The 24,696-nt window shown below is 70.8% G+C and carries 24 protein-coding genes; 12 read left to right on the top strand and 12 right to left on the bottom strand.

Annotated elements, in window-relative coordinates; genetic code table 11:
* The first annotated feature begins 93 nt into the window (after positions 1 to 93).
* The 3 genes from BLQ91_RS14685 to BLQ91_RS14695 all read left to right on the top strand — a co-directional run bounded on the left by BLQ91_RS14685 (position 94) and on the right by BLQ91_RS14695 (position 4,661).
* A complete protein-coding gene (locus BLQ91_RS14685) occupies positions 94 to 1,833 on the top strand; it encodes an ABC transporter ATP-binding protein (RefSeq protein ID WP_245733426.1) in 1,740 nt (579 codons plus the stop codon).
* Positions 1,830 to 3,674: an ABC transporter ATP-binding protein gene (locus BLQ91_RS14690; protein ID WP_090097391.1), complete on the top strand. Its 1,845-nt coding sequence runs from the start codon at positions 1,830 to 1,832 to the stop codon at positions 3,672 to 3,674. The genes BLQ91_RS14685 and BLQ91_RS14690 overlap by 4 nt, the downstream gene beginning before the upstream one ends.
* A gap of 354 nt (positions 3,675 to 4,028) precedes the next feature.
* A complete protein-coding gene (locus BLQ91_RS14695) occupies positions 4,029 to 4,661 on the top strand; it encodes a DUF2537 domain-containing protein (protein WP_090097392.1) in 633 nt (210 codons plus the stop codon).
* Between the two features lie 9 nt (positions 4,662 to 4,670).
* Here BLQ91_RS14695 and BLQ91_RS14700 read toward each other — a convergent pair whose 3' ends face one another.
* Complete coding sequence (locus tag BLQ91_RS14700; RefSeq protein ID WP_090097393.1) at positions 4,671 to 5,462, bottom strand: TrmH family RNA methyltransferase; 792 nt, start codon at positions 5,460 to 5,462, stop codon at positions 4,671 to 4,673.
* Positions 5,463 to 5,671: 209 nt separating this feature from the next.
* Here BLQ91_RS14700 and BLQ91_RS14705 point away from each other — a divergent pair, with 209 nt between their 5' ends.
* Entirely contained in the window at positions 5,672 to 7,168 is a 1,497-nt protein-coding gene (locus tag BLQ91_RS14705; protein WP_090097394.1) for a glutamate-cysteine ligase family protein, read from the top strand.
* 66 nt (positions 7,169 to 7,234) lie between these two features.
* Here the strand turns inward: BLQ91_RS14705 and BLQ91_RS14710 are convergent, their stop codons facing one another.
* From BLQ91_RS14710 to BLQ91_RS14730, 5 genes are all read right to left on the bottom strand, one after another.
* On the bottom strand, positions 7,235 to 8,068 hold the full coding sequence (locus BLQ91_RS14710) for a penicillin-binding transpeptidase domain-containing protein (RefSeq protein WP_090097395.1): 834 nt from the start codon (positions 8,066 to 8,068) through the stop codon (positions 7,235 to 7,237).
* Positions 8,069 to 8,100: 32 nt separating this feature from the next.
* A complete protein-coding gene (locus tag BLQ91_RS14715; RefSeq protein WP_030480709.1) occupies positions 8,101 to 8,511 on the bottom strand; it encodes a hypothetical protein in 411 nt (136 codons plus the stop codon).
* Positions 8,508 to 10,160: an ABC-F family ATP-binding cassette domain-containing protein gene (locus BLQ91_RS14720; RefSeq protein ID WP_090097396.1), complete on the bottom strand. Its 1,653-nt coding sequence runs from the start codon at positions 10,158 to 10,160 to the stop codon at positions 8,508 to 8,510. The genes BLQ91_RS14715 and BLQ91_RS14720 overlap by 4 nt, the downstream gene beginning before the upstream one ends.
* Before the next feature lie 150 nt (positions 10,161 to 10,310).
* Entirely contained in the window at positions 10,311 to 11,075 is a 765-nt protein-coding gene (locus BLQ91_RS14725) for an ABC transporter permease (RefSeq protein ID WP_090097397.1), read from the bottom strand.
* A 6-nt stretch (positions 11,076 to 11,081) separates the two neighbouring features.
* Positions 11,082 to 11,348 carry a DUF2530 domain-containing protein gene (locus BLQ91_RS14730; RefSeq protein WP_176959752.1) on the bottom strand — a complete coding sequence of 89 codons (267 nt, stop codon included), beginning with the start codon at positions 11,346 to 11,348 and terminating at the stop codon, positions 11,082 to 11,084.
* 16 nt (positions 11,349 to 11,364) lie between these two features.
* On the opposite strand from BLQ91_RS14730, the gene BLQ91_RS14735 reads away from it, so the two are divergent.
* Genes BLQ91_RS14735 through BLQ91_RS14745 form a run of 3 tightly spaced genes read left to right on the top strand, consistent with a single transcriptional unit; the run spans position 11,365 to position 14,588 of the window.
* On the top strand, positions 11,365 to 12,798 hold the full coding sequence (locus tag BLQ91_RS14735; RefSeq protein ID WP_090097398.1) for an NCS2 family permease: 1,434 nt from the start codon (positions 11,365 to 11,367) through the stop codon (positions 12,796 to 12,798).
* A gap of 40 nt (positions 12,799 to 12,838) precedes the next feature.
* A complete protein-coding gene (locus tag BLQ91_RS14740; protein ID WP_090097399.1) occupies positions 12,839 to 13,264 on the top strand; it encodes a MarR family winged helix-turn-helix transcriptional regulator in 426 nt (141 codons plus the stop codon).
* A gap of 58 nt (positions 13,265 to 13,322) precedes the next feature.
* Positions 13,323 to 14,588: an MFS transporter gene (locus BLQ91_RS14745; RefSeq protein ID WP_090097400.1), complete on the top strand. Its 1,266-nt coding sequence runs from the start codon at positions 13,323 to 13,325 to the stop codon at positions 14,586 to 14,588.
* 244 nt (positions 14,589 to 14,832) lie between these two features.
* Here the strand turns inward: BLQ91_RS14745 and BLQ91_RS14750 are convergent, their stop codons facing one another.
* Positions 14,833 to 17,607, bottom strand: a complete 2,775-nt coding sequence (locus BLQ91_RS14750) for a sacsin N-terminal ATP-binding-like domain-containing protein (protein ID WP_090097401.1) — start codon at positions 17,605 to 17,607, stop codon at positions 14,833 to 14,835.
* On the bottom strand, positions 17,604 to 18,341 hold the full coding sequence (locus BLQ91_RS14755) for a DUF3027 domain-containing protein (RefSeq protein WP_245733427.1): 738 nt from the start codon (positions 18,339 to 18,341) through the stop codon (positions 17,604 to 17,606). The genes BLQ91_RS14750 and BLQ91_RS14755 overlap by 4 nt, the downstream gene beginning before the upstream one ends.
* A gap of 58 nt (positions 18,342 to 18,399) precedes the next feature.
* Between BLQ91_RS14755 and BLQ91_RS14760 the strand changes: the two genes are divergently transcribed.
* From BLQ91_RS14760 to BLQ91_RS14770, 3 genes are read left to right on the top strand one after another with little or no spacing between them, the layout of a single operon-like run.
* On the top strand, positions 18,400 to 19,152 hold the full coding sequence (locus BLQ91_RS14760) for a glutaminyl-peptide cyclotransferase (RefSeq protein ID WP_090097403.1): 753 nt from the start codon (positions 18,400 to 18,402) through the stop codon (positions 19,150 to 19,152).
* A gap of 4 nt (positions 19,153 to 19,156) precedes the next feature.
* The gene (locus BLQ91_RS14765) at positions 19,157 to 20,671 is read left to right on the top strand and encodes an MFS transporter (RefSeq protein WP_245733428.1); all 1,515 of its coding nucleotides are present in this window, start codon (positions 19,157 to 19,159) and stop codon (positions 20,669 to 20,671) included.
* 30 nt (positions 20,672 to 20,701) lie between these two features.
* Positions 20,702 to 21,136, top strand: a complete 435-nt coding sequence (locus BLQ91_RS14770) for a DUF2771 family protein (RefSeq protein ID WP_090097405.1) — start codon at positions 20,702 to 20,704, stop codon at positions 21,134 to 21,136.
* A 4-nt stretch (positions 21,137 to 21,140) separates the two neighbouring features.
* On the opposite strand, the gene BLQ91_RS14775 is transcribed toward BLQ91_RS14770, so the two are convergent.
* Both BLQ91_RS14775 and BLQ91_RS14780 read right to left on the bottom strand, forming a co-directional pair.
* Positions 21,141 to 21,725 carry an HD domain-containing protein gene (locus BLQ91_RS14775; RefSeq protein WP_090097406.1) on the bottom strand — a complete coding sequence of 195 codons (585 nt, stop codon included), beginning with the start codon at positions 21,723 to 21,725 and terminating at the stop codon, positions 21,141 to 21,143.
* 13 nt (positions 21,726 to 21,738) lie between these two features.
* Positions 21,739 to 22,128, bottom strand: a complete 390-nt coding sequence (locus BLQ91_RS14780; protein ID WP_090097743.1) for a cold-shock protein — start codon at positions 22,126 to 22,128, stop codon at positions 21,739 to 21,741.
* 126 nt (positions 22,129 to 22,254) lie between these two features.
* Between BLQ91_RS14780 and BLQ91_RS14785 the strand changes: the two genes are divergently transcribed.
* Positions 22,255 to 22,458: a hypothetical protein gene (locus tag BLQ91_RS14785; RefSeq protein WP_090097407.1), complete on the top strand. Its 204-nt coding sequence runs from the start codon at positions 22,255 to 22,257 to the stop codon at positions 22,456 to 22,458.
* Here BLQ91_RS14785 and BLQ91_RS14790 read toward each other — a convergent pair.
* A complete protein-coding gene (locus BLQ91_RS14790; protein ID WP_090097408.1) occupies positions 22,430 to 23,047 on the bottom strand; it encodes an HAD family hydrolase in 618 nt (205 codons plus the stop codon). The two genes, BLQ91_RS14785 and BLQ91_RS14790, sit on opposite strands and share 29 nt — an antisense overlap.
* Before the next feature lie 52 nt (positions 23,048 to 23,099).
* Between BLQ91_RS14790 and BLQ91_RS14795 the strand changes: the two genes are divergently transcribed.
* Positions 23,100 to 23,642 (top strand): TetR/AcrR family transcriptional regulator, encoded by a 543-nt coding sequence (locus tag BLQ91_RS14795; RefSeq protein WP_176959754.1) that lies wholly within the window; start codon positions 23,100 to 23,102, stop codon positions 23,640 to 23,642.
* A gap of 84 nt (positions 23,643 to 23,726) precedes the next feature.
* Here the strand turns inward: BLQ91_RS14795 and BLQ91_RS14800 are convergent, their stop codons facing one another.
* Positions 23,727 to 24,680, bottom strand: a complete 954-nt coding sequence (locus BLQ91_RS14800) for a Gfo/Idh/MocA family protein (protein WP_176959755.1) — start codon at positions 24,678 to 24,680, stop codon at positions 23,727 to 23,729.
* Positions 24,681 to 24,696: the final 16 nt, after the last annotated feature.

The following is a 24,696-nucleotide window of genomic DNA, read 5'->3' on the forward strand; positions in this document are numbered from 1 at the left end:
CGGATGCTGAGTGCCGGTCCTCCTTCGTAGTTTGGAGAGGACCTGGAGGGGGCTCGTCGCGTGAGCGATCAACGTAACTCGACAATCAGGACCTTGCGGAGGCTGTGGCCGTACGTGCGGCCGCACCGCGCACGGATGGCTGTCGTGCTGTCGGCGACGATGCTCGCGATGCTGTGCGGTCTCGGCATCCCGCTGCTCACGCAGCGCATCGTCGACGGTCCGATCCAGAACAAGGAGACCGGCCCGCTGCCGTGGCTGATCGCGGGCGTGCTGCTGCTAGGCCTCGGCGAGGCGATGTTGTTCTACATCCGGCGCAAGGTCGTCGCCCGGCCCGCCGCCGAGGTCGAGGCGCGCATGCGGTTCGACCTCTACCAGCACCTGCAGCGGCTGCCGGTGGCGTTCCACGACCGGTGGCAGTCCGGTCAGCTGCTCTCGCGCGCGACGAACGACCTCACGACCGTGCGGCGGTTCGTCGCGTTCGCGATCGTCTTCCTGATCGTGAACAGCCTGGTCGTGCTGATCGGGCTCGGCATCATCGCGGCGCTCTCGCCGTGGCTGCTGATCGTGTCGCTGTGCGGCGCGCTGCCGTTGGTCGTCATCTCGTACTTCTTCGAGGCGAAGTTCAAGGTCGTGGCACGCCGGGCGCAGGACCAGGCGGGCGACCTGACCACGACGGTCGAGGAGTCGGTGCTCGGCATCCGGGTGCTCAAGGCGTTCGGGCGCGGTCCGGAGCTCTCGAAGCGGTTCCTGGCGCAGGCCCGTGAGCTGCGGACCACCGAGCTGAACAAGATCTCGATCCTGGCCGCGCTGTGGTCGGTGCTGATCGTGCTGCCGGAGCTGTCGATCGCGGGCATGCTCGGCGTCGGCGCGATCGGCATCGTGAACGGCGGGATGACGGTCGGCACGCTGGTCGCGGCCGTCGCGGTGAGCGCGTACCTGCGGTGGCCGGTCGACTCGATCGGCTGGCTGCTGGCGGAGACGAACCAGGCCGCGTCGGCGCTGGAACGCTACTGGGAGGTCATCGACTCCCCCGTGACGATCACCGGCCCCGCGAAGCCCGCGCCGCTGCCCACGCCGCTGCGCGGGCACGTGCGTTTCGAGGACGTGCGGTTCGCGTTCGAGGACGGTCGCGAGGTGCTGTCGGGCATCGACCTCGACCTGCGGCCCGGCGAGACCGTGGCGCTGGTCGGCGCGACGGGCTCCGGCAAGACGACGCTGACCGCGCTGGTGCCGAGGCTCGCGGACGTGACCGGCGGGCGGATCACGATCGACGGCGTCGACGTGCGCGACCTGTCGCTGGAGGACCTGCGGACCGTCGTCGGCACGGCGTTCGAGGAACCGGTCCTGTTCTCCGCGTCGGTCACCGAGAACGTGGGGCTGGGCGTGCCGGACGTCTCCGAGGCCGCCGTGCGCGAGGCGCTGCGGGTGGCCAAGGCGGAGGAGTTCGCCGACGCGCTCCCGTGGGGTCTCGCGACGCGGATCGGTGAGCAGGGCCTGTCGCTGTCCGGTGGTCAGCGGCAACGCCTGGCGCTGGCCCGCGCGGTCGTCGGCAAGCCGGCGGTGCTGGTGCTCGACGACCCGCTGTCGGCGCTCGACGTGCACACCGAGGCCGAGGTGGAGGCCGCGCTGCGCCGCGTCCTGCGCGACACCACGGCACTGGTCGTGGCGCACCGCTCGTCGACGGTGCAGCTGGCCGACAGGGTCGCGCTGCTGTCCGACGGCAGGATCGCCGCAATCGGCGAGCACCGCGACCTGTTGGAGCACAACGAGGAGTACCGGCGACTTCTGTCCAGCATGGACGAAGATCTGCTCGAAGAGGAGGTGGCGTCGTGAGTGAAGTCGTTGCACCCGTTGCGGCTGAAGAGGAAGAGTGGCGCGGCGTCGCCGCCGAGGAGATCGAGGAGCTGTCGCACTCGACGGGCCTGCGCCTGCAGGCCCGCTCCCGCAAGCTGCTGGGGTCGTTGCTGCGCCCGCACGTCGCCCGCACGTCGCTGGCGATCGCCGCGGTGGTCGGCGGCAACCTGGCGGCCCTGGCCGGCCCGCTGCTGATCGCCGCGGCGATCGACCGCGGCATCCCGGCCGCGCTGGGCGGCAACGCGTCGATCCTGGTCTGGTGCGTCGCCGGCTACACGGTCGCCGCGCTGCTGATGACGTTCCTGCGCTGGGCGTTCCTGCGCGTCTCCGGCCGCGTCGGCCAGGACCTGCTGCTGGACCTGCGCGGCCGGATCTTCCGGCACTCGCAGCGCCTGTCGGTCGGCTTCCACGAGTCGTACACGTCCGGCAAGGTCATCTCGCGCCTGACGAGCGACGTCGACGCGTTGCAGGACCTGCTCGAGGAGGGCCTCGACAGCCTGTTCAACGCGGCCCTGTCGGTCGTCGGCATCGCGGTGATCCTGATCTGGCTCGACGCCCCGCTCGCCACGGTCGTGATCGCGGGCTTCATCCCGCTGTTCTTCCTGTGGCGCTGGTTCCGCCGCCGCTCGATGGAGGCCTACCGGGGCACGCGAGGCGCGATCGCCAAGATCATCGTGCAGTTCGTGGAGTCCATGAACGGCATCCGCGCGGTGCAGGCGTTCCGCCGCCAGCCGCGCAACGAGCAGATCATGAAGGGCTTCAACGGCCAGTTCCGCGACGCGAACACCGACGCCCTGAGCGTGATGGCCACGTTCGTCTCGACGATCCGCGCCATCGGCAACGTCTCGCTGGCCGTCATCCTCGCCTGGGGCGCCTACCGCGTCGCGGGCGGCGTGATGGAACTGGGCGTGCTGGCCGCGTTCACCCTGTACCTGCGCCGCTTCTACGACCCGTTCGACGAGCTGGCGATGTTCGCGAACTCGTACTCCTCCGCCACCGCCGCCCTGGAGAAGATCTCGGGCGTGCTGGAGGAGGAACCGTCGGTGCCGGAACCGAAGTCGCCGGCGGTCCTGCCGCACGCACGGGGCGCCGTCCGCTTCGCCGACGTGGAGTTCCAGTACCCCGGCACGTCGAGGCTGGTGCTCCCGCGCTTCTCGCTGGACGTCCCGGCGGGCCAGACCGTGGCCCTCGTCGGCGCCACCGGCGCGGGCAAGACCACGGTCGCGAAACTCGTGGCGCGCTTCTACGACCCGTCGGCCGGCTCCGTCCAGCTCGACGGCACGGACCTGCGTTCGGTGGCGGACACCGACCTGCGCAAGGCCTTGGTGATGGTGACGCAGGAGAACTTCCTGTTCTCCGGCTCCGTGGCCGACAACATCGCCCTGGGCCGCCCTTCGGCGACCCGAGCGGAAATCGAGGCAGCGGCCGCCGAAGTGGGCGCGCACGAGTTCATCGCCGCCCTCCCCGACGGCTACGACACGGACGTCCGCAAACGAGGCGGCCGCCTGTCGGCGGGCCAACGCCAGATGGTCGCGTTCGCGCGGGCGTTCCTGGCGAACCCCGCCGTGCTGGTCCTGGATGAGGCAACATCATCCCTGGACGTGCCCACCGAACGCGCGGTGCAGGCGGCCCTGGAAACAGTGCTGGCGGACCGGACGGCGTTCATCATCGCCCACCGCCTGTCCACGGTCCTGATCGCCGACCGCGTGTTGGTGCTGGATGGTGGCATTGTGGTGGAAGACGGCTCCCCGGAGGAGCTGATCGGTGAGCGGGGCCGGTTCGCCGCCCTGCACACGGCCTGGCGCGACTCGCTCGCCTAGGCCAGCAGGTCGCGTTCGCGCCAATGGGGATCTGGCGCGAACGCGACCTACCGCTTCGGGTCCTGGGGGCGGGGTGGCGGCTCAGGCTGGGTGCGGGAGTTGCTCGCTTGGAGGCTCGCGCGGGTGCCGGGGCGGCGGATGCGGCTCGGCCATCAGGCGCGGGTGACAGGTGGCACGGGCGCCGCACGGTAGGCGTGGCCGCGAAGGCTGCGGGGCAGCCGAAGAGCGGGCAGCGACGCGGATCCGGAACCAATCCGAGCCGACCGACCCCGAACAACCCCAGCCCCACATCCGTTCTCCCCTTCCCCCACGTCCGATAGGTTCCTCTCGAAGCTCCGAACCGAGGAGGATCCAGTGGAGTTGCGAGTCCGGGACGGCCGCGCCGTGCTCGCCGGAGAGGATCCCTCCGGCGACCACCAGGGTGAGCGCGAGGTCGACCCGCACAGCCTGCCGCTCGGCGCCGACCTGGCCGAGGCGTTGCACGAGTGGGCGAAGGTCGCCGACGCCGTGGTGCGCACCGAGACGCCGGCGGACGGGGTGGCCAGTGCCCTCGTCACCCGCAGGGGCAAGCAGCTCGCCGGTCGGATCGCGGCGGTCATGAACACGCCGGTCCGCTACACCGACCCCGTCAGCGGCGAACTGGTGAGCGTCGAAGCTCCCGAAGCCCACGAAGCGGTGGAGGCGGCGGACGAGCCGTCGCCGGTGCGGACGTTGGTCGAGGAGGAGCCCGAGCCGACGCCCTGGGGTACCGGGCTCACGGTCACCGTCATCACGGCGGCGATCGTCACGGTGACCGTCGTGTCGCTGTCGCTCGGGCTGGGTGAGACGAGCCTGTGGCTGGCGCTCGTCGCGAACGTGCTGGTGGTCGGCGGTCTCGCGCCGAGCGTGTGGCTGGGGCGCAACGTCCCGGTGTGGCGCTGGGTCGCGTACGGCGTGGTGACCGGGGTCCTCGTCGCCTGGTTCGCGCTCGTCCTGACGCTGCTCTGACCCCGGGCCTCACAGCAGCGCGTAGAAAGCCACCGCCCCGGCGGTGGCCACGTTGAGCGAGTCCACCCCGGACGACATCGGGATGCGCACCGCGACGTCCGCCGCCTCGATCGCCTCCTCGGTCAGGCCCGGTCCCTCGGATCCCAGCAGGACCGCGACGCGGCGGCCTCGCAGGTTCGCGTCCGCGAGATGCGGCGCAGAGGGTCGGGGCGTCAGAGCGGCAACTGTGAACCCCTTGTGCCGCAACATGTTCAGCGCCGCAGGCCACTCGTCCGCGATAGCGAACGGCACGCGCAGCACGTGGCCCATCGAGACGCGCACGCTGCGCCGGTACAGCGGATCGCTGCAGCCAGGACCCAGCACGACGCCGTCGACGCCGAGGGCCGCGGCGTTGCGGAAGATCGAGCCCAGGTTCTCGTGGTCGCCCACGCCTTCGAGCACGGCGAGGCGGGTCGAGCGGTCGGCCAGGTCCTCCAGGGGGACCGCCGGGGCGCGGTCGGCCGCGGCCAGCACACCTCGGTTCAGGTGGAACCCCACGACCGACGCCATGACCTCCGCCGACGTCACGTAGGCGGGAACGTCCAGGTCGGAGAGGTCGAGCGCCTCGATGCGCCGCCGCACCCCGAGCAGTCCGCGCACGGGATACGGCGAAGCCAGCAGGCGTTCCACGACCACGACGCCCTCGGCGATGACGAGACCTCGGCCTCCCGGCCGGTCCGGCCTGCGGTCGGCCGTCGACAGGTCGCGGAAGTCGTCCAGCCGGGGGTCACCCGGGTCGTTGATCTCGATCACCTTCGCCACGCGAGGAGTTTCGCATCCGGGCCGACGTGGAACAGGCGAGGTAGTCCGGAGGGCGGAACCGCACGCGCCCGACCAGCGGATTATCGCTGGTTGTTACATCGACGTGACAGAGAGCACCGTTTTGGGCGATGTAAAGGGGGATTCGGCTGTGTCACGTTGGGCGTTCCGCCTGGCCCGCGCCCACCGGCGCCGAGCGAAGGGGTAGCGGCATGGGAAGTGAAGTGTCCAGCCGCACTTTCACCAGAGACGACCGCCAGCGCTACCGCGAGAAGATGCAGCGGAGTCTCGACGCACTGGCCACGATGCTGGCCGAAGACACGTTTTCCTTTCCCCGCAGGCAGATGGGGCTCGAGATCGAGCTGAACCTCGTCGACGACGCGATGCGTCCGGCGATGGCGAACTCGGAGGTCCTCGAGAAGATCGACGATCCCTCCTACACCTTGGAGCTGGGCCAGCAGAACCTGGAGATCAACGTCCCGCCGCGCGAGCTCGCCGGCGGGGAGATGCTCGGCCTGGAGGAGGAACTGCGGCAGTCGCTCGACAACGCCGACTGCAAGGCCAACGACGTGGGCGCGAACCTCGCCATGATCGGCGTGCTGCCCACGTTGCGGGAGCGGCACTTCGACCGCAGGTGGCTCTCCGAGGCCCCGCGGTACGCGCTGCTCAACGACACCATCTTCCAGGCCCGCGGCGAGGAGATGGTGCTGCACATGGAAGGCCCGGCGATGCCGGGCAAGGGTCCCGAGAAGCTGCTGAGCTACGCGGAGTCCATCCTGCCGGAGGCGGCGTGCACCTCGGTGCAGCTGCACCTGCAGGTCGAGCCGACGCACTTCGCCGCGCACTGGAACGCGGCGCAGTGCCTGGCGGGCGTGCAGGTCGCGATCGCGGCGAACTCGCCTTTCCTGCTGGGCAAGGCGCTCTGGCACGAAACGCGCATCCCGTTGTTCCAGCAGGCCACCGACACCCGTCCGGACGAGCTCAAGAACCAGGGCGTCCGCCCGCGCGTGTGGTTCGGTGAACGGTGGATCACGTCGATCTTCGACCTGTTCGAGGAGAACGTGCGCTACTTCCCCAGCCTGCTGCCCGAAACCGACGACGAGGACCCGATCGAGACCCTCGAAGCCGGTGGCGCGCCTCGTCTTTCCGAGCTGCGCCTGCACAACGGCACGATCTGGCGCTGGAACCGCCCGGTGTACGACGTCGTCGACGGCGTTCCGCACCTGCGCGTGGAGAACCGCGTGCTGCCCGCGGGTCCCACGGTGCTCGACACGATGGCCAACGCGGCCTTCTTCTACGGCGCTCAGCGCGCCCTCACCTCCCAAGAGCGTCCACTGTGGACGCAGATGTCGTTCCAGGCGGCCGAGGAGAACCTCTACGCCGGCGCACGGCACGGCATGAACGCCCAGCTGTACTGGCCGGGCATCGGCTGGATCCCGCCGGACGAGCTGGTGCTGCGCCGGCTCCTGCCGATGGCGCACGAGGGCCTGCGCGACTGCGGTGTCTCCGACGAGGCGCGGGAACGCTACCTCGGCGTGATCGAGCAGCGCTGCCTCGCGCGGCGCACGGGATCGTCGTGGCAGCGGGAAACCGTCGCGCTGCTGGAAGCACGCGGTCTGTCGAGGGACGCGGCGCTGTCCGGCATGCTCAAGCGGTACATGGAGCTGATGCACGCGGGCGAGCCCGTGCACACGTGGCACGTGGGCTAGGAAGCACGCGACTCCCGGGCAGATCGGCGTCAACGGCGCCGCCGGTCCCGTCCCCGGACTCCGGCCTCACAGCGAGGCGAGGAACTCCTGCCAGACCACCCTCGTGAGGTCCGTGCCGGTCGTCTGGTCCACGAACACCGCCACCGCGAGCTGCGGCGTGTAGCCGACCGTCCACGGGTGGGCGCCGGTCACGCAGGAAGTCCCGCCGCAGCCGGGTTCCTCCTTGAGCTGCGCGGTGACCCGCTCCGCCACCTGCCGGTCGACGACGACCTCGGGGGTGCCGGTCCTGCGGTAGAGCTGTGAGCCGTCCGCGCCCGTGACCGTGGTGACGAAGTGGGGCTGCTGCCGGACGCCACCACCGGCGAGGGCCGCGTACGCCGCCGTCACCTCCAGCGGGCTCATCATCGTCCGCACCACCTCCGGCGCGCCCGCGTCGGTGAACGGGCGGACGACCTCCGGTGTCAGCTCCGCCGGTTCACCGCCGGGGTCGGAGGCCCGGCTCAGCCCCAGGTAGACCCGCACACCACCGGAAGCCGGTTCCACGGCGGTCACCGACGCGGCCCGATCACCCCGCTCCACCGCGACCAGCCTGCCGACCACCGCGGCGGCCATCGTCTGGGCCTTCGCGTCCACGGTCGTCCGCACCACGCCACCGGCGGCGCGGAGCTGGTCGAGGGACAGCCCCAGGTCGGCGAGTTCCGCGAGCACCCGGCGTTCCAGGTGCGATCTCGGCCGCCCCTCGCCGCTGTTCCACAGCTCGGACCCGTCGGCGTACTGCAGGACGACGTCCCGCACCGGTGCCGGCGCGGGCGGCGGAGGGTCGGGCCTCAACCAGACCACCGCGCCGACGAGCACCGCGACCAGCAGCAGCGCGCCGAGGTTCGGCAGAAGACGTGTCACAGCTCCCCCAAGAAACTCCCAGGGGACCGAACCTAGCGGCGGCGTCCAGCCTTCAGGGGCGCCACGTCCGCGCCGTCGTGGGAGGTGCGGCACTCGTCCGGGGTCACGGCCTCGACGGCCAGCGTGAGCTCGCCCTTCACCCCCGTGTAGATCGACTCACCGCGTGACGCCAGCGAGGCGTGCACCCGGTTCGAGTCCGTGAAGTCGCGCTCGTCCTTCACGCGCTTCTTGCCGGTCTCCTCCGGCCTGGTCGCGCTGCGGAGGTTGACCTCCAGCCACGCGGCGACCTCGGCCGGCGACGTCAGCACTTCCTCGGGGGTGCGTTCGAGCCGAACCTGCCGAGGGGAGGCGTGGTCGAGCGACGTGTGCTCCACGTAGGCGTGCCAGTGGGTGTTGCGCATCGACCAGGTCTGTTCGACCGGCCAGTCCTCCTCGGTGGTCATGACTCATATCTTCCACCCTTCACACGAGGAAACGTGAGAAGGTCGCGGACGTCGGTCTCGTGATCCACCCGCACGGCCGAAGCCAGCCGCCGGTCGTGCGTGACCAGCAGCAACGTTCCCCCGTACGTGTCGAGCGCCTGTTCCAGCTGCTCGATCGCCGGCAGGTCGAGGTGGTTCGTCGGTTCGTCGAGCACCAAGCAGGTCGTGCCGCGGGCTTGCAGCAACGCCAAGCCGGCGCGGGTGCGTTCGCCCGGGGAGAGCTCCCGAGCCGGTCTCAGCACGGCGTCCGCGCCGAGCCGGAACTTCGCGAGCAACGTGCGCACCTCGACGTCCGGCAGCCCGGTCGCGTCCGCCACGATCCGCAACGCCGGGGAGTCGCTCGCGAACTCGCTCCTGAGCTGGTCGACCTCCCCGACCACCACGCCGGGCCCGATCGAGCGGTCGCCGGAGAGCAGCGGGATCCGGCCGAGCAGCGCGCCGAGCAAAGTCGACTTGCCCGACCCGTTCGGCCCGGTGATCCGCCACCGCTCGCCCGCGCCGATCGTGAGGTCGACCGGCCCGAGCGTCACGTCGCCACGGCGGACGACCGCCTGCCGCAACGTGAACGCGGTGGAGCTGCCCCGCCCGGCCGACGGCAGGGTGAGCCGCAGCCGCCACGCCTCGCGCGGCTCCTCGACCTCCTCGAGCCTCGCCAGCCGACGGTCCACGAGGGACGACTTCGCCGCGAGGTTCTCGGCCGACCGCGTCCGGCCGGCGCGGACGTTCTTGTCCGGTTCGTCCCTGCGCGCCTTCGCGTTCGTGGCCCGCTGCACGCCCTGCCTCGACCACTCCCTGACCTGCCGGCCGCGCTGCACCAACGAGTCGCGCTTGGCCGCGTAGGAGTCGTACTCCTCCTGCGCACGCCGTTCCGCGTTCGCCTTCTCCTCGACGTAGGCGTCCCAGCCGCCGCCGAACACGGTGAGGCGGTGCGAGAACTCGTCGAGCTCGGCGATCGCGGTCGTGGTGCGCGCCAGGAACTCCCGGTCGTGGCTGACCAGCACGATCGCCCCCTGGTAGCCCCGCACGTGGGACTCCAGCAGGTCGAGACCGTCGGTGTCGAGGTCGTTGGTCGGTTCGTCGAGCAGCAGCACCTCCGCGCGCGTCAGCAGCACCGCGGCGAGCCGGAGCCGGGCCTGCTGGCCACCGGACAGCTCGTCGGGCGCGCGGCCGTCGAGGAGGTCCGCGGGCAGCCCGAGGCGATCGCAGACGGCGTTCGCGCGTTCGTCGAAGTCACCGGCACCGATGGCGGTCCAGTGGTCGAGCGCGTCCGGGTAGTCCTCACCCCCGCCGACGGCCAACGCCCCGGCTTCGCGTTGCAGCCGCTGCTCGGCCTCCGCGACGCCCGTGCGGCGGGCGAGGTGGTCGCGCAACGACTCCCCACCGACGTGGAGGGTTTCCTGCGTCAGGTGCGCGACGGTCCCGGTGGCCGAGACGGACCCGGACTCGGGTCGCAGCTCACCGGAGAGCAGACGGAGCAACGTGGACTTGCCGACGCCGTTGGGCGCGATCAGACCGACGCGGTCACCAGGCGAAACATTGAAATCGACCTCCGAGATCACGGTCCTCGGACCGAACGACAGCGAAACGCTTCTTGCTGTCAGCACGGACACGCTTACGACCGTACGGGTCTCCACAACTGGTTAACCGGCCTTGTCTCCGACAAGCCCCCTGCCGCACACGACGAGGCCCCCGCTCTGCCCAGAGCGGGGGCCTCGTCCGTTCCCGAACTGACTGACGCTCCCACCACGAAGCGACGAGACTTAGGTTAGCCTAACTTCGCCTTCTTGGGAAGGCCTCCTGATCAGCCCTCTCGCGATCAGTTCGACGACGGTCGAGACGGCGGCGGCTTCGACGGCCAGCAACGCCAAGAGCACCACGATCTGCAGGGCGCCGGCCTGCCAGACGGGCGCCCCGCCCAGCAGCATCCCGACGAACGCGCCCGGGAGGGTGACCAGGCCGACGGTCCTGGTCTGGTCGAGCGGCGGCACGAGCGCCTCGGCGGCGGGCTGCCGGACGACCAGGCGCACCGCCGTGGACTCCAGGAAGCCCAGCGCGAGCGCCGCCTCGTACTCGCCGTGCCGCTCCCGGAGGGCGTCGAGGGCCCGGCGCGCCGACAGCGTCGTGGCGGTCATGGCGCCGCCGATCAGGATGCCGCCGACCGGGATCAGCGCGATGCCCTCGACCGGCAGCAGCCCGATCGCGACGAGCAGCCCGAGCGCGGGAACGGTGCCGACGAGGATCGCCGCCGCCACCCAGACACCCCGGCGGCCGGTCCTGGTGCGGCGGGCCGACGTCGCCGTCGCCACCACCGCCATGACGACGAGGAACACCCCGGTCAGGCTCAGGTGCGCGAGGACGACGGTGATCACCGCGGAGACGGCCGCCAGCTGCAGCACGGCCCTGACGGCGGCCTTGAGGAACGGCTGGGGCTTGGTGAGACCGGTGAACCAGGCGATCGCGCACGCGGCCGTCGTGAAGACGACGCAGACGATCAGGAGCCGGACCCAGTCGGTTGCCAGGATCATGTGCGGCTACGCGCCGTCGAGACCCTGCTGGGCGGTGCGTGACCCTCGCCTCGCCGCGCGACGTTGCCAGTAGAAGACTCCGTACCCGATGATCCCGAGCAGACCGCCGGACAGCGTTGTCCAGAGCAGCGTGCTGTTCGAGCGGTCGACGACCAGGACGACCAGGAACCCGAGGAACCACAGCGCGGTTCCGCCCAGCACCACCGGCACGGGGTCTGCCAGCCTGTGCGGCAACGGCGGCGGGTGCGGCAGGGTGGAGTCGCGTTCGGACACATCGTTAGGAGACCAGATGCTGGACGGGTTCTTCAAGATTTCCGAGCGCGGGTCGACCGTGGCGCGCGAAGTCCGCGGCGGTGTCGTGACCTTCTTCACGATGGCCTACATCGTCGTGCTGAACCCGCTGATCATCGGCAGCTTCGCGCCGACGGGCCCCGGAGCGCACCCGGACGTGCTCGGCAACATCCTCCCGGTCGGTCAGGTCGCCGCCGTGACGGCGCTGGTCGCCGGCGTGATGACCATCCTCTTCGGACTGATCGCGAACTACCCGTTCGCGCTGGCCACCGGGCTCGGCATCAACTCGTTCGTCGCGGTCTCCGTGGCGGCCAAGGTCTCCTGGCCGGAGGCGATGGGCCTCGTCCTGGTCAACGGCCTCGTCGTGCTGCTGCTGGTCGTCACGGGCGTGCGGACCGCGGTGTTCAACGCCGTGCCGAACGAGCTGAAGGCGGCGATCGCCGTCGGCATCGGCCTCTTCATCACGTTCATCGGCCTGGTCGACGCCGGTTTCGTCCGCCGCCTGCCCGACGCCGCCAACACCACCGTGCCGGTCGGCCTCGGCATCAACGGCTCGATCGCGAGCTGGCCGACCCTCGTCTTCGTCGTCGGACTCGTCGTCACCGGCGTGCTGTTCGCGCGCAGGGTCAAGGGCGCGATCCTCATCGGCATCGTCGCCACGGCGATCTTCGCGATCGTCCTGGAGGCGATCGTGAAGGCGGGCCCGTCCGCCGGCGTCAACGCCAAGGGCTGGAACCTCGGCTACCCCGCGCTCCCCGACCAGGTCTTCGGCGTCCCGGACCTCTCGCTGCTCGGCGACGTGTCGTTCGGCGCCTGGACGAGGCTCCCGGCCCTGGCCGCGGCGCTGATCGTCTTCACGCTGGTGCTCACCGACTTCTTCGACACCGTCGGCACCATGACCGGCCTCGGCAAGGAAGCGGACCTGATCAAGGAGGACGGCCAGCTCCCCGACGTGAGCAAGGCCCTGTTCGTCGACGGCCTGGGCGCCGTCGCGGGCGGCGCGGCCTCCAGCTCGTCCAACACCGTCTACATCGAGTCGGCCTCCGGCATCGCCGAGGGCGCGAGGACGGGCCTCGCCAACGTCGTGACGGGCGTCCTGTTCCTGCTGGCGATGTTCTTCACCCCGCTCTACGAGGTCGTCCCGATCGAGGCCGCCGCCCCCGCACTGGTGATCGTCGGCGCGCTGATGATGATGCAGATCCGCGAGATCGACTTCACGGACTTCACCATCGCCCTGCCCGCGTTCCTGACGATCGTGGTCATGCCGTTCACCTACTCGATCGCGAACGGCATCGGCGCGGGCTTCGTCAGCTACGTGCTGCTCAAGGCCCTGACCGGCAAGGCCCGCGAAGTCCACGCGCTGATGTGGGTCGTGGCGGCCGCTTTCGTCGTCTACTTCTCGCTGGGACCGATCCAGGGCCTGCTGGCCTGACCTTTCGGCAGGAAACTATTTCGTGAGGTATGCTAACTACGTGGCGCCCGATCAGCACGGACTGGCGAGCAGGCTGAGGCTTGCCGTCGTTCGCCTCAACCGCCGCCTGCGAGCACAGCGCACCAACTCGGCGGTGTCGCTCACGCAGGTGTCAGCGCTGTCCACACTGCACAAGTGCGGCCCCCTGACCCCCGGCGAACTGGCGGCGAAGGAAGGCGTGCAACCGCCGTCCATGACGCGCGTGATAGCAGCCTTGGAGGAGTTCGGCTTCGCGACGAGGAGCCCGCACCCCACCGACGGCCGTCAAGCGATCGTCGAGCTGACCGGCGAAGGCTCGTCGTACCTGCAGGACGAGATCACGGCGCGCGAAGCGTGGCTGGACAAGAGGCTGGCCGAGCTGGACCCGGAAGAGCGGGAACTGCTCGCGCGGGCCGCCGAAATCATCGACAGGATGGCGGGGCAGTAAGGACGTGTCGGGTTACGCGGGTGGTGGAGCGGACAGTTCGCCACCTCGCCCTACCCGGATGTTCGGATCGTTGGGCATTCACAACTACCGCCTCTACGCCTCCGGTCAGATCATCTCGCTCGTCGGTGTCTGGATGCAGCGCGTGGCCCAGGACTGGCTCGTCCTGGAGCTCTCCAACGGCTCCCCCATGGCCCTGGGCATCGCCGCCTCGCTCCAGTTCCTCCCGGTCCTGCTGCTCTCGATGTGGGGCGGCGTCCTCGCCGACCGCATGGACAAGCGCAAACTCCTGCTGTGGCTGGAATCGGCCCTGGGCCTCTGCGCCCTGGCCCTCGGCCTGCTGGACGTCACCGGCGTCGTGGAGCTGTGGCACGTCTACCTGCTCTGCCTGCTGCTGGGCGCGTTCTCGGCGGTGGAAACCCCGGTGCGCCAGTCGTTCGTCGTCGAGATGGTCGGCCGCGACTCCCTGACCAACGCCGTCGCGATCAACTCGATGATGTTCAACCTGGCCCGCATCATCGGCCCGGCCATCGCGGGCGTGACCATCGTGGCCATCGGCACCGGCTGGGTCTTCCTGGCCAACGCCATCAGCTTCGTCGGCGTGGTGGGCGGCATCTGGCTGATGCGCACGTCCCAGCTGCTGCGCTCGGACCCGGTACCGCGCGAAAAGGGCCAGCTGCTCTCCGGCCTGCGCTACGTACGAAGCCGCCCGGACCTGCTGACCGTCATGCTGCTGGTGTTCTTCATCGCCACCTTCGGCATGAACTTCTACATGACCCTCGCGATCGTGGCCCGCAACGTCTTCGGCGGCGACGCGGACGCCTACGGCCTCCTCTCCACGCTGATCGCCGTGGGCACCCTCGCCGGCGCAGCGCTGGCAGCACGCCGCAAGACACCGCGCATGACCGTCTTCATCGGCTCCGGCATCGTCTTCGGCCTGCTGGAGATCATCTCCGGCCTGATGCCGACAATGCTGCTCACGGGCCTGATGATGATCCCGGTGGGCGTGGCGATGATGACGTTCACCACGACCGCCAACGCCACCATCCAGCTGGCGGTGGAACCGGAGATGCGCGGCCGGGTCATGGGCATCTACATGCTGGTCTTCCTGGGCGGCAACCCGGTGGGCGGCCCGCTGATGGGCTGGCTGGGCGAGATCAACGGCCGAGCCCCGATCATCATCGGCGGAGCGGTGTCGATGGTCGTGACGATCACCGCGTGGATCATCCTGATGAGGCGCGGAGACATCGCGAAACCCCGCCTGCGCCGCAGGAAGCAGGCCGAGGCGGGGTCGGCGCCGCAGGAACGGGCGGAGTTACCCGGCTAGCCGCGCGCAACGCCGCCTGACCTAGTGCGATGCCGAGGGCAAACCGCCCCGCACGCGATGCCGAAAGCGAGCCGTCCTGAGCAGACGCTCCCGGCGGTGGGGTCCCATCACGAGTCGCGCCACAGCTCTCGCTGCACCCACGCCGACACGCACGCCGACGCAAGCTCACGCAGTCGTCCCCCACTCTCGGGACCCCTCGCGACACAACCTGCTCAGAGGGTCTGACAGCAACCGGACCCGACGGTCACCCCAGCAGCGTCGCAGCGGTCGGATCACCGATCAAAGCCGCGAACGTGTGCCGATCCGCCCACCGCCCGCAAACCCAGGCGAGGGCCCGAGCCAGCCCCTCAGGCGTGTCGGCGGCGTGGGGGACCCCGTCAGCCATCCACCACTCGACCCGCTGCCCGTCCACGAACAACGAGTCGTGCACCACCACGACACCGTCGGGCAGCGCGACCTCGAGCAGCTCGCAGGCCATCCGGACGGCTCCGAGATCGGCCCAGGCGACCACCGACCCGACGTGGTCCGGCGATCCGTCGAACTCCTCCGACGCCAGCGCCAGGTCCAGCAGGTCCGCCAGTTCCTCGGACCCGTCGGCCAGCAACACCCGGGACGCGGGGACGACTCCCAGCAACCAGGGGTGGTCGAGCACCACGACGTCGTCCGCGGCCACGACCTCGCCGCTCAGCACGCGAACCCGCTCGGGCGGGGCGAAATCCCCCTCGGGCAGTGCCGCGTAGGCCCGCAGCACGACAGCGTCGGCGATGGCGCGCTCTGCGTCGCCGAGCCGGTCGAGCACGAACTCGGCGTCGTCGTCGTCGACGATCTCCAACGACGACCGGACGCCGGCGGCCCGCAGGACGTGCTCCGGCAGCTCGACATCGGGCACGACGTCGAACAGCCCGTCCAGCAACGAGGCATCGGGCAGCCGGAAGGAGCGCGGCGGCAGCCCGGCCAGGGACGCGTAGCGGGCGATCCACCAGCCCGTGTACCCGTCCGGCTCGGTGACGGCCCGCCAGGTGACCGGGTCGGCGGCCAGCACCCTCAGCGCGGCGGGCCAGTCGGTGACCAGGTCCAGGTCCCGGACGGCCACGACCCGCCGGGGCTCGTCGACGGAGGAGGACCACCAGGCGGACTCGTCGGCCAGGTCGTGGTCGGGTCCCGACGGCTCGTCGTCGACCACCAGCGAAAACCCGTCCACCACGCCGATCGCGACCAGCGCGGACCGCGGGTAGGCCTCGGCGACCTCCTTGGACAGCAGCGGGAACGCGTCCGGCTCCAGGACCCCGACCAGCGCGGAGTCCGGCAGCAGCAGCTCGTCGGCCCGGTGCCACTCGCCGGAGGCGTCCGGCAGCGCCAGGGCGCCGAGCCAGGGCTCCTCACCGGCTCGCACGCCGGCCAGGTCGACCAGCCGCAGCACGGTCTCGGCGAGATCGGCGCCGTCGAGCCCGGCCTCGGCGTCCTCCACGGACCGGGCCACGTTCTCGCGCAGCGAGGGATCGGCGAGCAGTTCGGAGGCCCCGGCCTCGACCGCGCCCAGCCGCACGAGCAACGGGTGCACCGCGTCCGGGTGCACGACGCGCAGGCCGGGCAGCGGCTCGTCGGCGATCAGGGTCGTGCGCGGCCCGGTGACCACACGACCGTCGGCCAGCGGCACGGGCAGCGACGCCAGCGCCTCGCGGACGTCCGGGTCCACCTCGGCCAGCGGCTCGAAAGCGGCGTAGACGTCACGCCACCAGCCGGGGTCGCCGGACACGCCGGCGAGCGCCGCGACGACCTCGGCCGTCGACACGCGCGGAACTTCCAGAGCCGCCAACGCCTTCGCGTGCGCGGGAGCCGACAGCTCGGCGTCGAGCAAGCCCGGCAGCGCGTCCTCGACGAGGTCGACCAGTTCCTCGGAGCCGACGTCGAGGACGCGGGCCCTGGCCGGCTCGATCCACTCGCCGGAAGCGAGCGGCAGCCAGGCGGAGGCGCGCAGCGAGCGCAGCACGGCGGTGCGCAGGCGGTCGTCCACTTCGGACAGCGGGAAGCCGGGCAGCGGCACCAGGGAGGTCCGCTCGACGGCGGGCACGCGGGCGACGAGGGCCGGGTAGGCGGCCGCGGCGGCGTCGAGCACCGACCACGCGGCCGGGCCGGGCAGGATGCGGCGGCGCGAGGGCTCGACCGGCAGCGTGGCGATCAGGCGGGCCGGCAGCGACAGGCGCTCGTCGGTCGGGGTCGGCGCGTGCAGCACGTCCTCGCCCAGCGGCTCGTCCAGCGGGTACGCCCACGAGACGGTCCACTGCGGACGGTGTTCGACGCCGACGACCAGCTCGTCGGGCAGTTCGCCGACGGTGCGCTCGACCAGCCAGCGCGCCGAGCCGACGGTGACCACGCCGTCCGCGGTGACGAAGCGCTCCCACGACCGGGAGCCGATCTCGACCCGGCGCAGGCCCGGCAGCGCGAGCAGGAGGTCGGGGACCTCGGCGGCGAGGTCGTCCAGGGAGAGGTCGACCTTCAGCGGCAGGCGGACCTCGGTCGTGAAACCGGAGGGCACCTCCTCGGCGCAGGGCCACACCAGGCGCAGCACCGGCACGTCGCCGCCGCGTTCGGAGGCCAGCTCCGGCACCTCGGCACGGGTCCGGTCGGCGGAGAACTCGACGCCACCGGACGTCGACACCACGCGCGGTGCGTCGGAGACGGCCAGCACGGCCGCGAAGCCGACACCGAACTGACCGACCCCGGACTCCTTCGCGGACGCCCGCAGCGACGCCAGGGCGGCGACGCCCGCGGCGGTCAGGGGCGCGCCCGTGTTCGCCGCGCGCAGCTCCCCGTCGACGAGGGTGATCCGCAGCACACCGGGCTCGGCGCCGGCCGCGTCGGCGGCGTTCTGGGCGAGCTCGACCAGCAGCCGGTCGCGGTAGCCGCCCAGGCGGAGGTCTTCCTCGGCGTTCGCGTCCTCGCGGAACCGGGTGGGCGAACCGCGCCACGCCGCGAGGACCGAGGTGCGCAGGGCCTCGGTGCCGAACGGGTCCGTCACTCCGAGACGTCCAGAACGTCGAGCTGCGCGTCGTCGTAGACCAGGTCGGCGACCGGCACCATCGGGCTGATGTCGACCTCGACCTGCGAGTGCGCGCCGCAGCCGTACTCGACGTGCACGACGTGGCCGTCCGCGGGCGCGATCTCGTTCGCGCACACGCCGAACGCCGCGCCGAACGCACCGGCCACGCGGGTGTAGAAGCCGCAGGTGCCGCAGTGCGCGGGGGCGCTGCGGGCCATGTCGGAACGCGGGCCGAAGTCCGACGTCGCCCAGCGCTCCGCGGCTTCCAGACGGCCCTCGCGGGACAGGACGCGGGCGCGGCCGAGGCCGATCTCCAGCGCCACCTCCTCGACCGCGGGGTCGTCGGACTGCACGTACGCCTCGACCAGGCGCGGGTCGTCCTCGCGGGGCGGCATCAGGTCGCCGACACCGAGGTCGCCGGCGCGGACCCGGTCGCTCCACGGCACCCACTCCGGGGCGACCAGGGCGTCCTCGCCGGGCAGCAGCACGACCTCGCTGACCGACACCGGCGTGCCCTCGCCCGCGTAGGCGACGGTCACGGCCCAGGTCCAGCCGCGGTATCCCGCGTGTTCGGCTTCGAAGAGGTGCGTCACCGAGTACTCGTCCTCGGCGGACACCCCCACATGAGCACCGACGCGGTCCAACCCGGCTTCGTCCTGCGCTGCGGCACGGGCGATGTCAACGGCGTCGGCGAGCAGTTGCGTGGCGTTCACGAGCTGAATTGTGCCGCAGGACTTCGCCGGGACGAAAACTCGTGCCACCCTGCGTTGCGTGCGCTCACCCGTCTGGCTGGTCATCGTCGCGGTCCTGGCCGCCTGCTCGACGCCTCCGGAAACAAAGCCGCAGGTAGAAGTCCTGCAAAAGATTCCGCACGACACCTCGGCGTTCACCCAGGGGTTGGAACTCGTCGACGGCGTCCTCTACGAGGGCACCGGACTCGAGGGCCAGTCGACGATGCGCGCGCTCGACCCGTCGAGCGGCAACGTCCAAAAAAAGGTCGACCTGCCGCCTGACTTCTTCGGCGAGGGCATCACCGTCGTCGGCGACACCATCTGGCAGATCACGTGGCGCAACGGCGTCGCGATCGAACGGGACCGCGGGACGCTGGACGAGCTGCGCCGCGTGAGCTACGAGGGCGAGGGCTGGGGCATCTGCGACGACGGGCAGCGGCTGGTGATGAGCGACGGCACGGCCGAGCTGACCTTCCGCGACCCGAAGACGTTCCGGGAGACCGGAGGCGTGCAGGTCACGCGGGGCGGCAAGCCGCTGTCCCAGCTCAACGAGCTGGAGTGCGTCGGCGGCGAGGTCTGGGCGAACGTCTGGAAGACCGACGAGGTCGTCCGCATCGACCCGTCCACCGGTCAGGTGACCGGCGCCTACGACCTCTCCTCGCTCAAACCGCCCGGTGACGTGGACGTCCTCAACGGCATCGCGCACGTCCCCGGAACCGACGAGTTCCTGGTCACAGGCAAGAACTGGCCGACCATCTTCCGGGTGAGGTTCACCGGGATGGGGCAGGATTGACGGTGTGACGGGCGACCGCGGGTGGAGTGACGACGAGACTCCGAAGCGCTACCCGTGGCAGGACGACGAGTACCGGCCGCGGGAACGCCGCGGGGCGCCGTCCGAGCACGGGTTCGAGCCGCCTCCGCGCGGCCCGCAGAACACCCGTCCGCTGCCGAACCAGGACCAGCAGACGACACCGACGCCCAAACCGCCGCGCAAGCTCACGGTCACGCGCGTCGCGTGGTTCCGCAGCAAGCAGCTCTCGCAGCAGGCGGTCGCGGCGTTCCGGCGCGCGGCCCGCGCCGACGGCGCCGGCAAGTCCGGCATGACGTCGGTCACCTACGCGGTGATGATGAACTACGCCGCCGACGCCGCGATGGCCGTGGCGCTGGCGAACACGCTGTTCTTCTCCGCCGCGAGCGCCGAGTCCAAGACCAAGGTCGCGCTCTACCTGCTGATCACCGTCGCGCCGTTCGCGCTGATCGCGCCGGTGATCGGCCCGCTGCTCGACCGGGTCCAGCGCGGCCGCCGGCTCGCCCTGGCCTCGTCGTGCGTGCTGCGGATCGGGCTGTCGGTCGTGATGGCGCTGAACTTCGACAACTGGCTGCTGTACCCGGCGGCGCTCGGCAGCATGGTGCTGTCCAAGTCGTTCACCGTGCTCAAGTCCGCGATCACGCCGCGCGTGCTGCCACGGGAGATCACGCTGTCCAAGACCAACGCCCGCATGACGGTGTTCGGGCTCGCCTCGGGCGCGGTGTTCGGTGCGCTGGCAGCCGGCTTCGCGAACCTGTTCGGCTCCCCCGGCGCGCTGTGGTTCACGGCCGTGCTCTGCGCCGTGAACGCGTGGCTGTGCATGAAGATCCCGTCCTGGGTCGAGGTGACCGAGGGCGAGGTCCCGGCGACGCTGACGTCCAGGCCCGCGAAGCAACGCATCTCCCGGCACGTCGCCGTCTCGTTGTGGGGCAACGGTTCCATCCGCATGCTGACCGGGTTCCTGACGCTGTTCGCGGCTTTCGTGGTGCGCGCGCAGACCGAGGGCGACGCGGTCCGGCAACTGCTGCTGCTCGGCGTCATCGCCGGCGCGGCGGGTGCCGGCAGCTTCCTCGGCAACGCGATCGGCGCGCGTCAGCACTTCGGCAAGCCCGACGAGGTGGTCATCGCCTGCGTCGCCACGGCTCTCGCCGCGACGATCGCCGCCGCCGCCCTTCCCGGCCTGGTCACCGCCGCGATCGTCGGCCTGCTGGGCGCCACGGCGTCGTCGCTGGCCAAGATCAGCCTGGACGCGGTGATCCAGGACGACCTGCCGGAGGAGTCGCGCGCGTCGGCGTTCGGGCGGTCCGAGACGATCCTGCAGCTCGCGTGGGTCTTCGGCGGTGCGCTGGGCGTGCTGCTGCCCGCGACGTTCTGGATCGGCTTCACGGTGCTGTCCGTGCTGCTCGCGCTGGGCCTGGCGCAGACGTGGATGTACCGCAACGGCACGTCGTTGCACCTGCTGCTGGGCAGGCTCGTCCGCAGGCCCTCCCCGGCGACCCCGTAGGCTGCTGACGTGCGTCGACTTGCTTCGGTAATGGCTGCCAGTGTTCTCGTGCTGTCCGGGTGCTCGTTGCAGCAGCACGCCCCGGAGGTCACGTTCTACGCGAACGGCGAGACCATTCGCATCGAGCCGACGATCTACTGCGACGTCGAGGGTGCGAACTGCGCCGAGAAGAACGCACCCGGCAGTCTGAAGGTGCCCGCGGGCAAGGTCGTCCAGATCTCCGTGGACGGCCAGCTCGCGAAGGGCCTCTGGGAGGTCGTGTGCGTGTACGAGAACGCCGCGAAGGTCCAGGAGGGCTGCACCTCGCCGTTGCTCGGCAAGGGCGAGAACTACACCTACACGCTGGCCGTGCCGGACGACTCGGACCAGCTGCTGCGCATCGAGGTGCACGAGGCGGCCGGCGCGGTGCTGGAGACCGGCCAGCCGCTCATGCGCGGCTCGTGGGTCGTCGACATCACCCGCTAGGCCCCTACCGCCTGCCGAAGGCCTCCCACCACTCGGTCGGCGCGATGCGGAGCGCGGAGTCCATCAACGCCCTGCCGGTGTCGGTGACCACCGACTCCTGCATGGTCTGGATGAAGCGCTCCATCTTGGAGATCCCCGCCGCCTGGTACTCCCTGGCCTGCACCAGCAGCTCGAGCTTGTCCGCGTCACGCGAGCAGCGCGCCTCGGGCGTGTGGTCGAGGTCCTTCGCGGCCTCGTGCTCGGCGACGAGGGCCTCGACGTGCGCGGCGAGCGGCGCGGGCAGGTGCCGGACCTGGTCGCGCGCCACGGCCTCCGGCGGCACCTTCACGTCGAGGTAGAGCTTGCCGACGTACGGGATGTCGCCGAGGCGCGTCTCGGGCACGTCGTGGAAGAGGCCCAGGGTCGCCGCCCGGTCGGGGTTCGCGCCCTCCTGCACGGCGATCGCGAACGCCAGAACGCCCACCCGGAACGAGTGGGCGGCCACCGTCTCGGGGTGCTGCACCCCGGCGAAGAGCCACCCCGCTCTGGGCAGGCGTTTGAGCTGGCCGACCTCGTAGACGAACTCGACGATCCGATCCGCGTCAGACATGACGCCGATCCTTTTACGGATCGAGGTCCCGCGCCACCGCCCGGACGACCTCGGCGACGAGCTTCATGTTCTTCTTGTCGGACGGGTAGCGGCCGCGGCGCAGGTCGGGCTGGACCTTGTTCTCCAGCAGCTTGATCATGTCCTCGATCAGGCCGTGCAGCTCCTCCGCGGGACGGCGGCGCGCCTCGACAACGGACGGCGCGGGGTCGATCAGGCGCACGGACAGTGCCTGCGGCCCGCGGCGGCCCTCCGCCATGCCGAACTCGATGCGCTGGCCGGCTTTCAGACCGGTGACACCCGGAGGCAGGGCGGCCTTGCGGACGTAGACGTCCTCGCCACCGTCCTGGGTGACGAACCCGAAGCCCTTCTCCGTGTCGTACCACTTGACCTTGCCGGTCGGCACCGCGCTCACCATTCCCAAGCTTGTCGCACAACGAACGCGCCCCGGGGCGTACCCAGGACGCGTCCCACCAGAGTAGCCAGAAGACCAGGCCGAAGGCACCTCCGTTAGCGCGACTACGCTGCCGGCATGACCGCTCCGAAGCTGATGCCGCTGGCCATCGGCCTGTTCGCCGTCGGCGTACTGGCCGTCGTCGCGGTCTTCGTGCTGTTCATCGCGGGCCACCGCGACCTGCCCGTGTGGCTGAACGTCGCCGCGACCTACCTGCCGGCGATCGGCCTGGGCCTCGGGATCATCGCGGTGGTCAGGAAGTCACGCCGGAAGAGGTCCTGAGCCAGTCCGGGAACTCGCGCAGGTCCTCCAGCACGACGGCGGCGCCCGCCCCGGTCAGCTCCGCCCGGGAGCACGGCCCGGTGACGACGCCGACGCCCAGCGCCCCGGCCGCCTCGGCTCCCCGCATGTCCCCGACGTGGTCGCCCACGTAGATCGCGGCGCCGTGCAGCTTCAGCGACTCGGCCTTGCCCGTCGACCACAGCTCGCCGTAGAGGTGGTCGACCTCCCAGCCGAGCGCTTCCAGGTGCAGCGCGGCGTTCTTGCGGTACTTGCCCGTCACGATCATCGTCCGGCCGCCGAGCTCGCGGACGACCCGCAGCGCGGCGGACGCTCCGGGCAGCGCGACCGTCGCGGGGATCACGACGTCCGGGTACAGCGCGCGGAAGAGCGTGATCATGTCCGGGATCTCCTCCTCGGGCACGCCCATGTCGCGGTAGATCATGTCGAGGGGCGGGCCGAGGTTCGCCGCGAAGTGCTCGCCGTCGAGGTCGTGGCCGGTGCGGGCGCCCACCTCGTTCAGCACGGCGGCCATGCCCGGCCGCGGGTCGATGAGGGTCATGTCCAGGTCGAAACCCACGGTGAACGGCACAGAACCCGACTCTACGTCTTTACAAAAGCCGTATTTGTGTAAAGGTGAAGGCGTGAGCGACATCACCGGGCTCCTGTTGGACGCCGCCGCGGACCTCCTGGCGGCACGAGGGTTCCACGGGCTGCGCATGATCGAGGTGGCCAGCCGCGCGGGCGTGAGCAGGCAGACCGTCTACAACGAGTTCGGCAACAAGGAAGGGCTCGTGCAGGCCGTCGCGGCTCACAAGACGCAGGAGTACCTGACCGGGATCGCCACCCGGCTCGGCGAGAACCCCGACCCGTGGGAGGCGATGCGGTCGGCGTTCCGCTTCACCTTCGAGCAGACGGAGAAGGACCGGCTCGTCTCGGCGGTGCTGACCGGCCAGAACGCCGAGGACCTCCTGCCGTTCATCACGACCCGCGGCCACCCGATCCTCTTCCACGCCACCGAGGTCGTCGAGCAGCACCTGAGCAGGCACTTCCCCGGCAGACGCGTGCGGCTCACGGCGGAGACGACCGTGCGGCTCGCCCTGAGCCACCTGCTGATGCCGAGCGGGGACCTGGACAGCGCGATGGACGCCGTGGTGCGGGTGGCGAGAGTGACGATGGACGCGTGACACCTCACCCCTTGCCGCAGTGATACGGCAACAGGGGAGGTGTCCGGTGGCCTTCGCGGTCGTCGTGCCGAACGGGGCGCTGGTCTACCCGACGGTGTCGTAGGCGACGCCGAGCTGGCGCAGCGCCTCCTCCATCGTGCGCATGATCTGCAGCGTGTTCTCCCACGTGATCGCCGGGCTCTCCGTCAGGCCGGCGGCGACGTGCTGCTCGACCGCGCGGATCTGGTGCGTGTAGCCCTCGTCCTCGATCGTGTGCTCGACACCGTTGATCGTCGCCCTGGTGGCGTTGAACATCGGGTCGGCGATCTGGATGCTGCCGCCGGTGCCGACGATCTCGGCCTCGCAGCGGAGGTTCGCGACGAGCGAGCAGCTCAGCAACGCGTGCGCGCCACCGGGGTAGCCCAGCAGCAGGCCGGCGTCCGCGTCCACATCGGACGGTGCCACGCCTCCCCAGGCGTGCACCCGCTCGGGAACGCCGAGCAGCAGGTGCGCGAGGGCGACGGGGTAGACGCCGAGGTCGAGCATCGCGCCACCGCCCGCCCCCTTCGCCCAGAGCCGGTCGTTCGCGTCGAAGGGGTGCGCGAAGCCGAAGGACGCGCGCAGCGACCGGACCTCTCCGATCTCACCGCCGCGGACGGCGTCGTGGACCCTGCGGATCAACGGGTTGAACCGCGTCCACATGGCCTCCATGAGGAAGAGACCCCGGGCGCGCGCCCGTTCGACCATCTCCTCGGCCTGCGCGACGGAGAGGCCGATGGGCTTCTCGCACAACACGTGCTTGCCCGCGTCGAGCGCGGCGAGGGTGACCTCGCGGTGCTGGCCGTGCGGGGTGGCGACGTAGACGACCTCGACGTCCGGGTCGGCGAGCAGCTCCCGGTAGTCCCCGTACGCGCGCTCGACGCCGAACCTGTCGGCGAACGCCCGCGCCTTCGCGACGTCGCGCGAGGACACCGCGAGAACAGTGACGCCCTCGACTTTCAGCATGTCGGCGGTCACGGTCTGCGCGATACCGCCGGTTGCGATCACACCCCACTTCATGAGGTGAGCTTAGATG

Origin of the sequence: Lentzea jiangxiensis (assembly GCF_900104175.1) — a bacterium.
Lineage (GTDB): Bacteria > Actinomycetota > Actinomycetes > Mycobacteriales > Pseudonocardiaceae > Lentzea > Lentzea jiangxiensis.

Coding starts and splice junctions, on each gene's coding strand:
- BLQ91_RS14705 (WP_090097394.1), top strand. CDS start 5,672: ATGGGAAGTGAAGTGTCCAGCCGCACTTTCACCAGAGACGACCGCCAG.
- BLQ91_RS14715 (WP_030480709.1), bottom strand. CDS start 8,511: ATGACCACCGAGGAGGACTGGCCGGTCGAACAGACCTGGTCGATGCGC.
- BLQ91_RS14725 (WP_090097397.1), bottom strand. CDS start 11,075: ATGATCCTGGCAACCGACTGGGTCCGGCTCCTGATCGTCTGCGTCGTC.
- BLQ91_RS14735 (WP_090097398.1), top strand. CDS start 11,365: ATGCTGGACGGGTTCTTCAAGATTTCCGAGCGCGGGTCGACCGTGGCG.
- BLQ91_RS14745 (WP_090097400.1), top strand. CDS start 13,323: ATGTTCGGATCGTTGGGCATTCACAACTACCGCCTCTACGCCTCCGGT.
- BLQ91_RS14770 (WP_090097405.1), top strand. CDS start 20,702: ATGGCTGCCAGTGTTCTCGTGCTGTCCGGGTGCTCGTTGCAGCAGCAC.
- BLQ91_RS14775 (WP_090097406.1), bottom strand. CDS start 21,725: ATGTCTGACGCGGATCGGATCGTCGAGTTCGTCTACGAGGTCGGCCAG.
- BLQ91_RS14785 (WP_090097407.1), top strand. CDS start 22,255: ATGACCGCTCCGAAGCTGATGCCGCTGGCCATCGGCCTGTTCGCCGTC.
- BLQ91_RS14800 (WP_176959755.1), bottom strand. CDS start 24,680: ATGAAGTGGGGTGTGATCGCAACCGGCGGTATCGCGCAGACCGTGACC.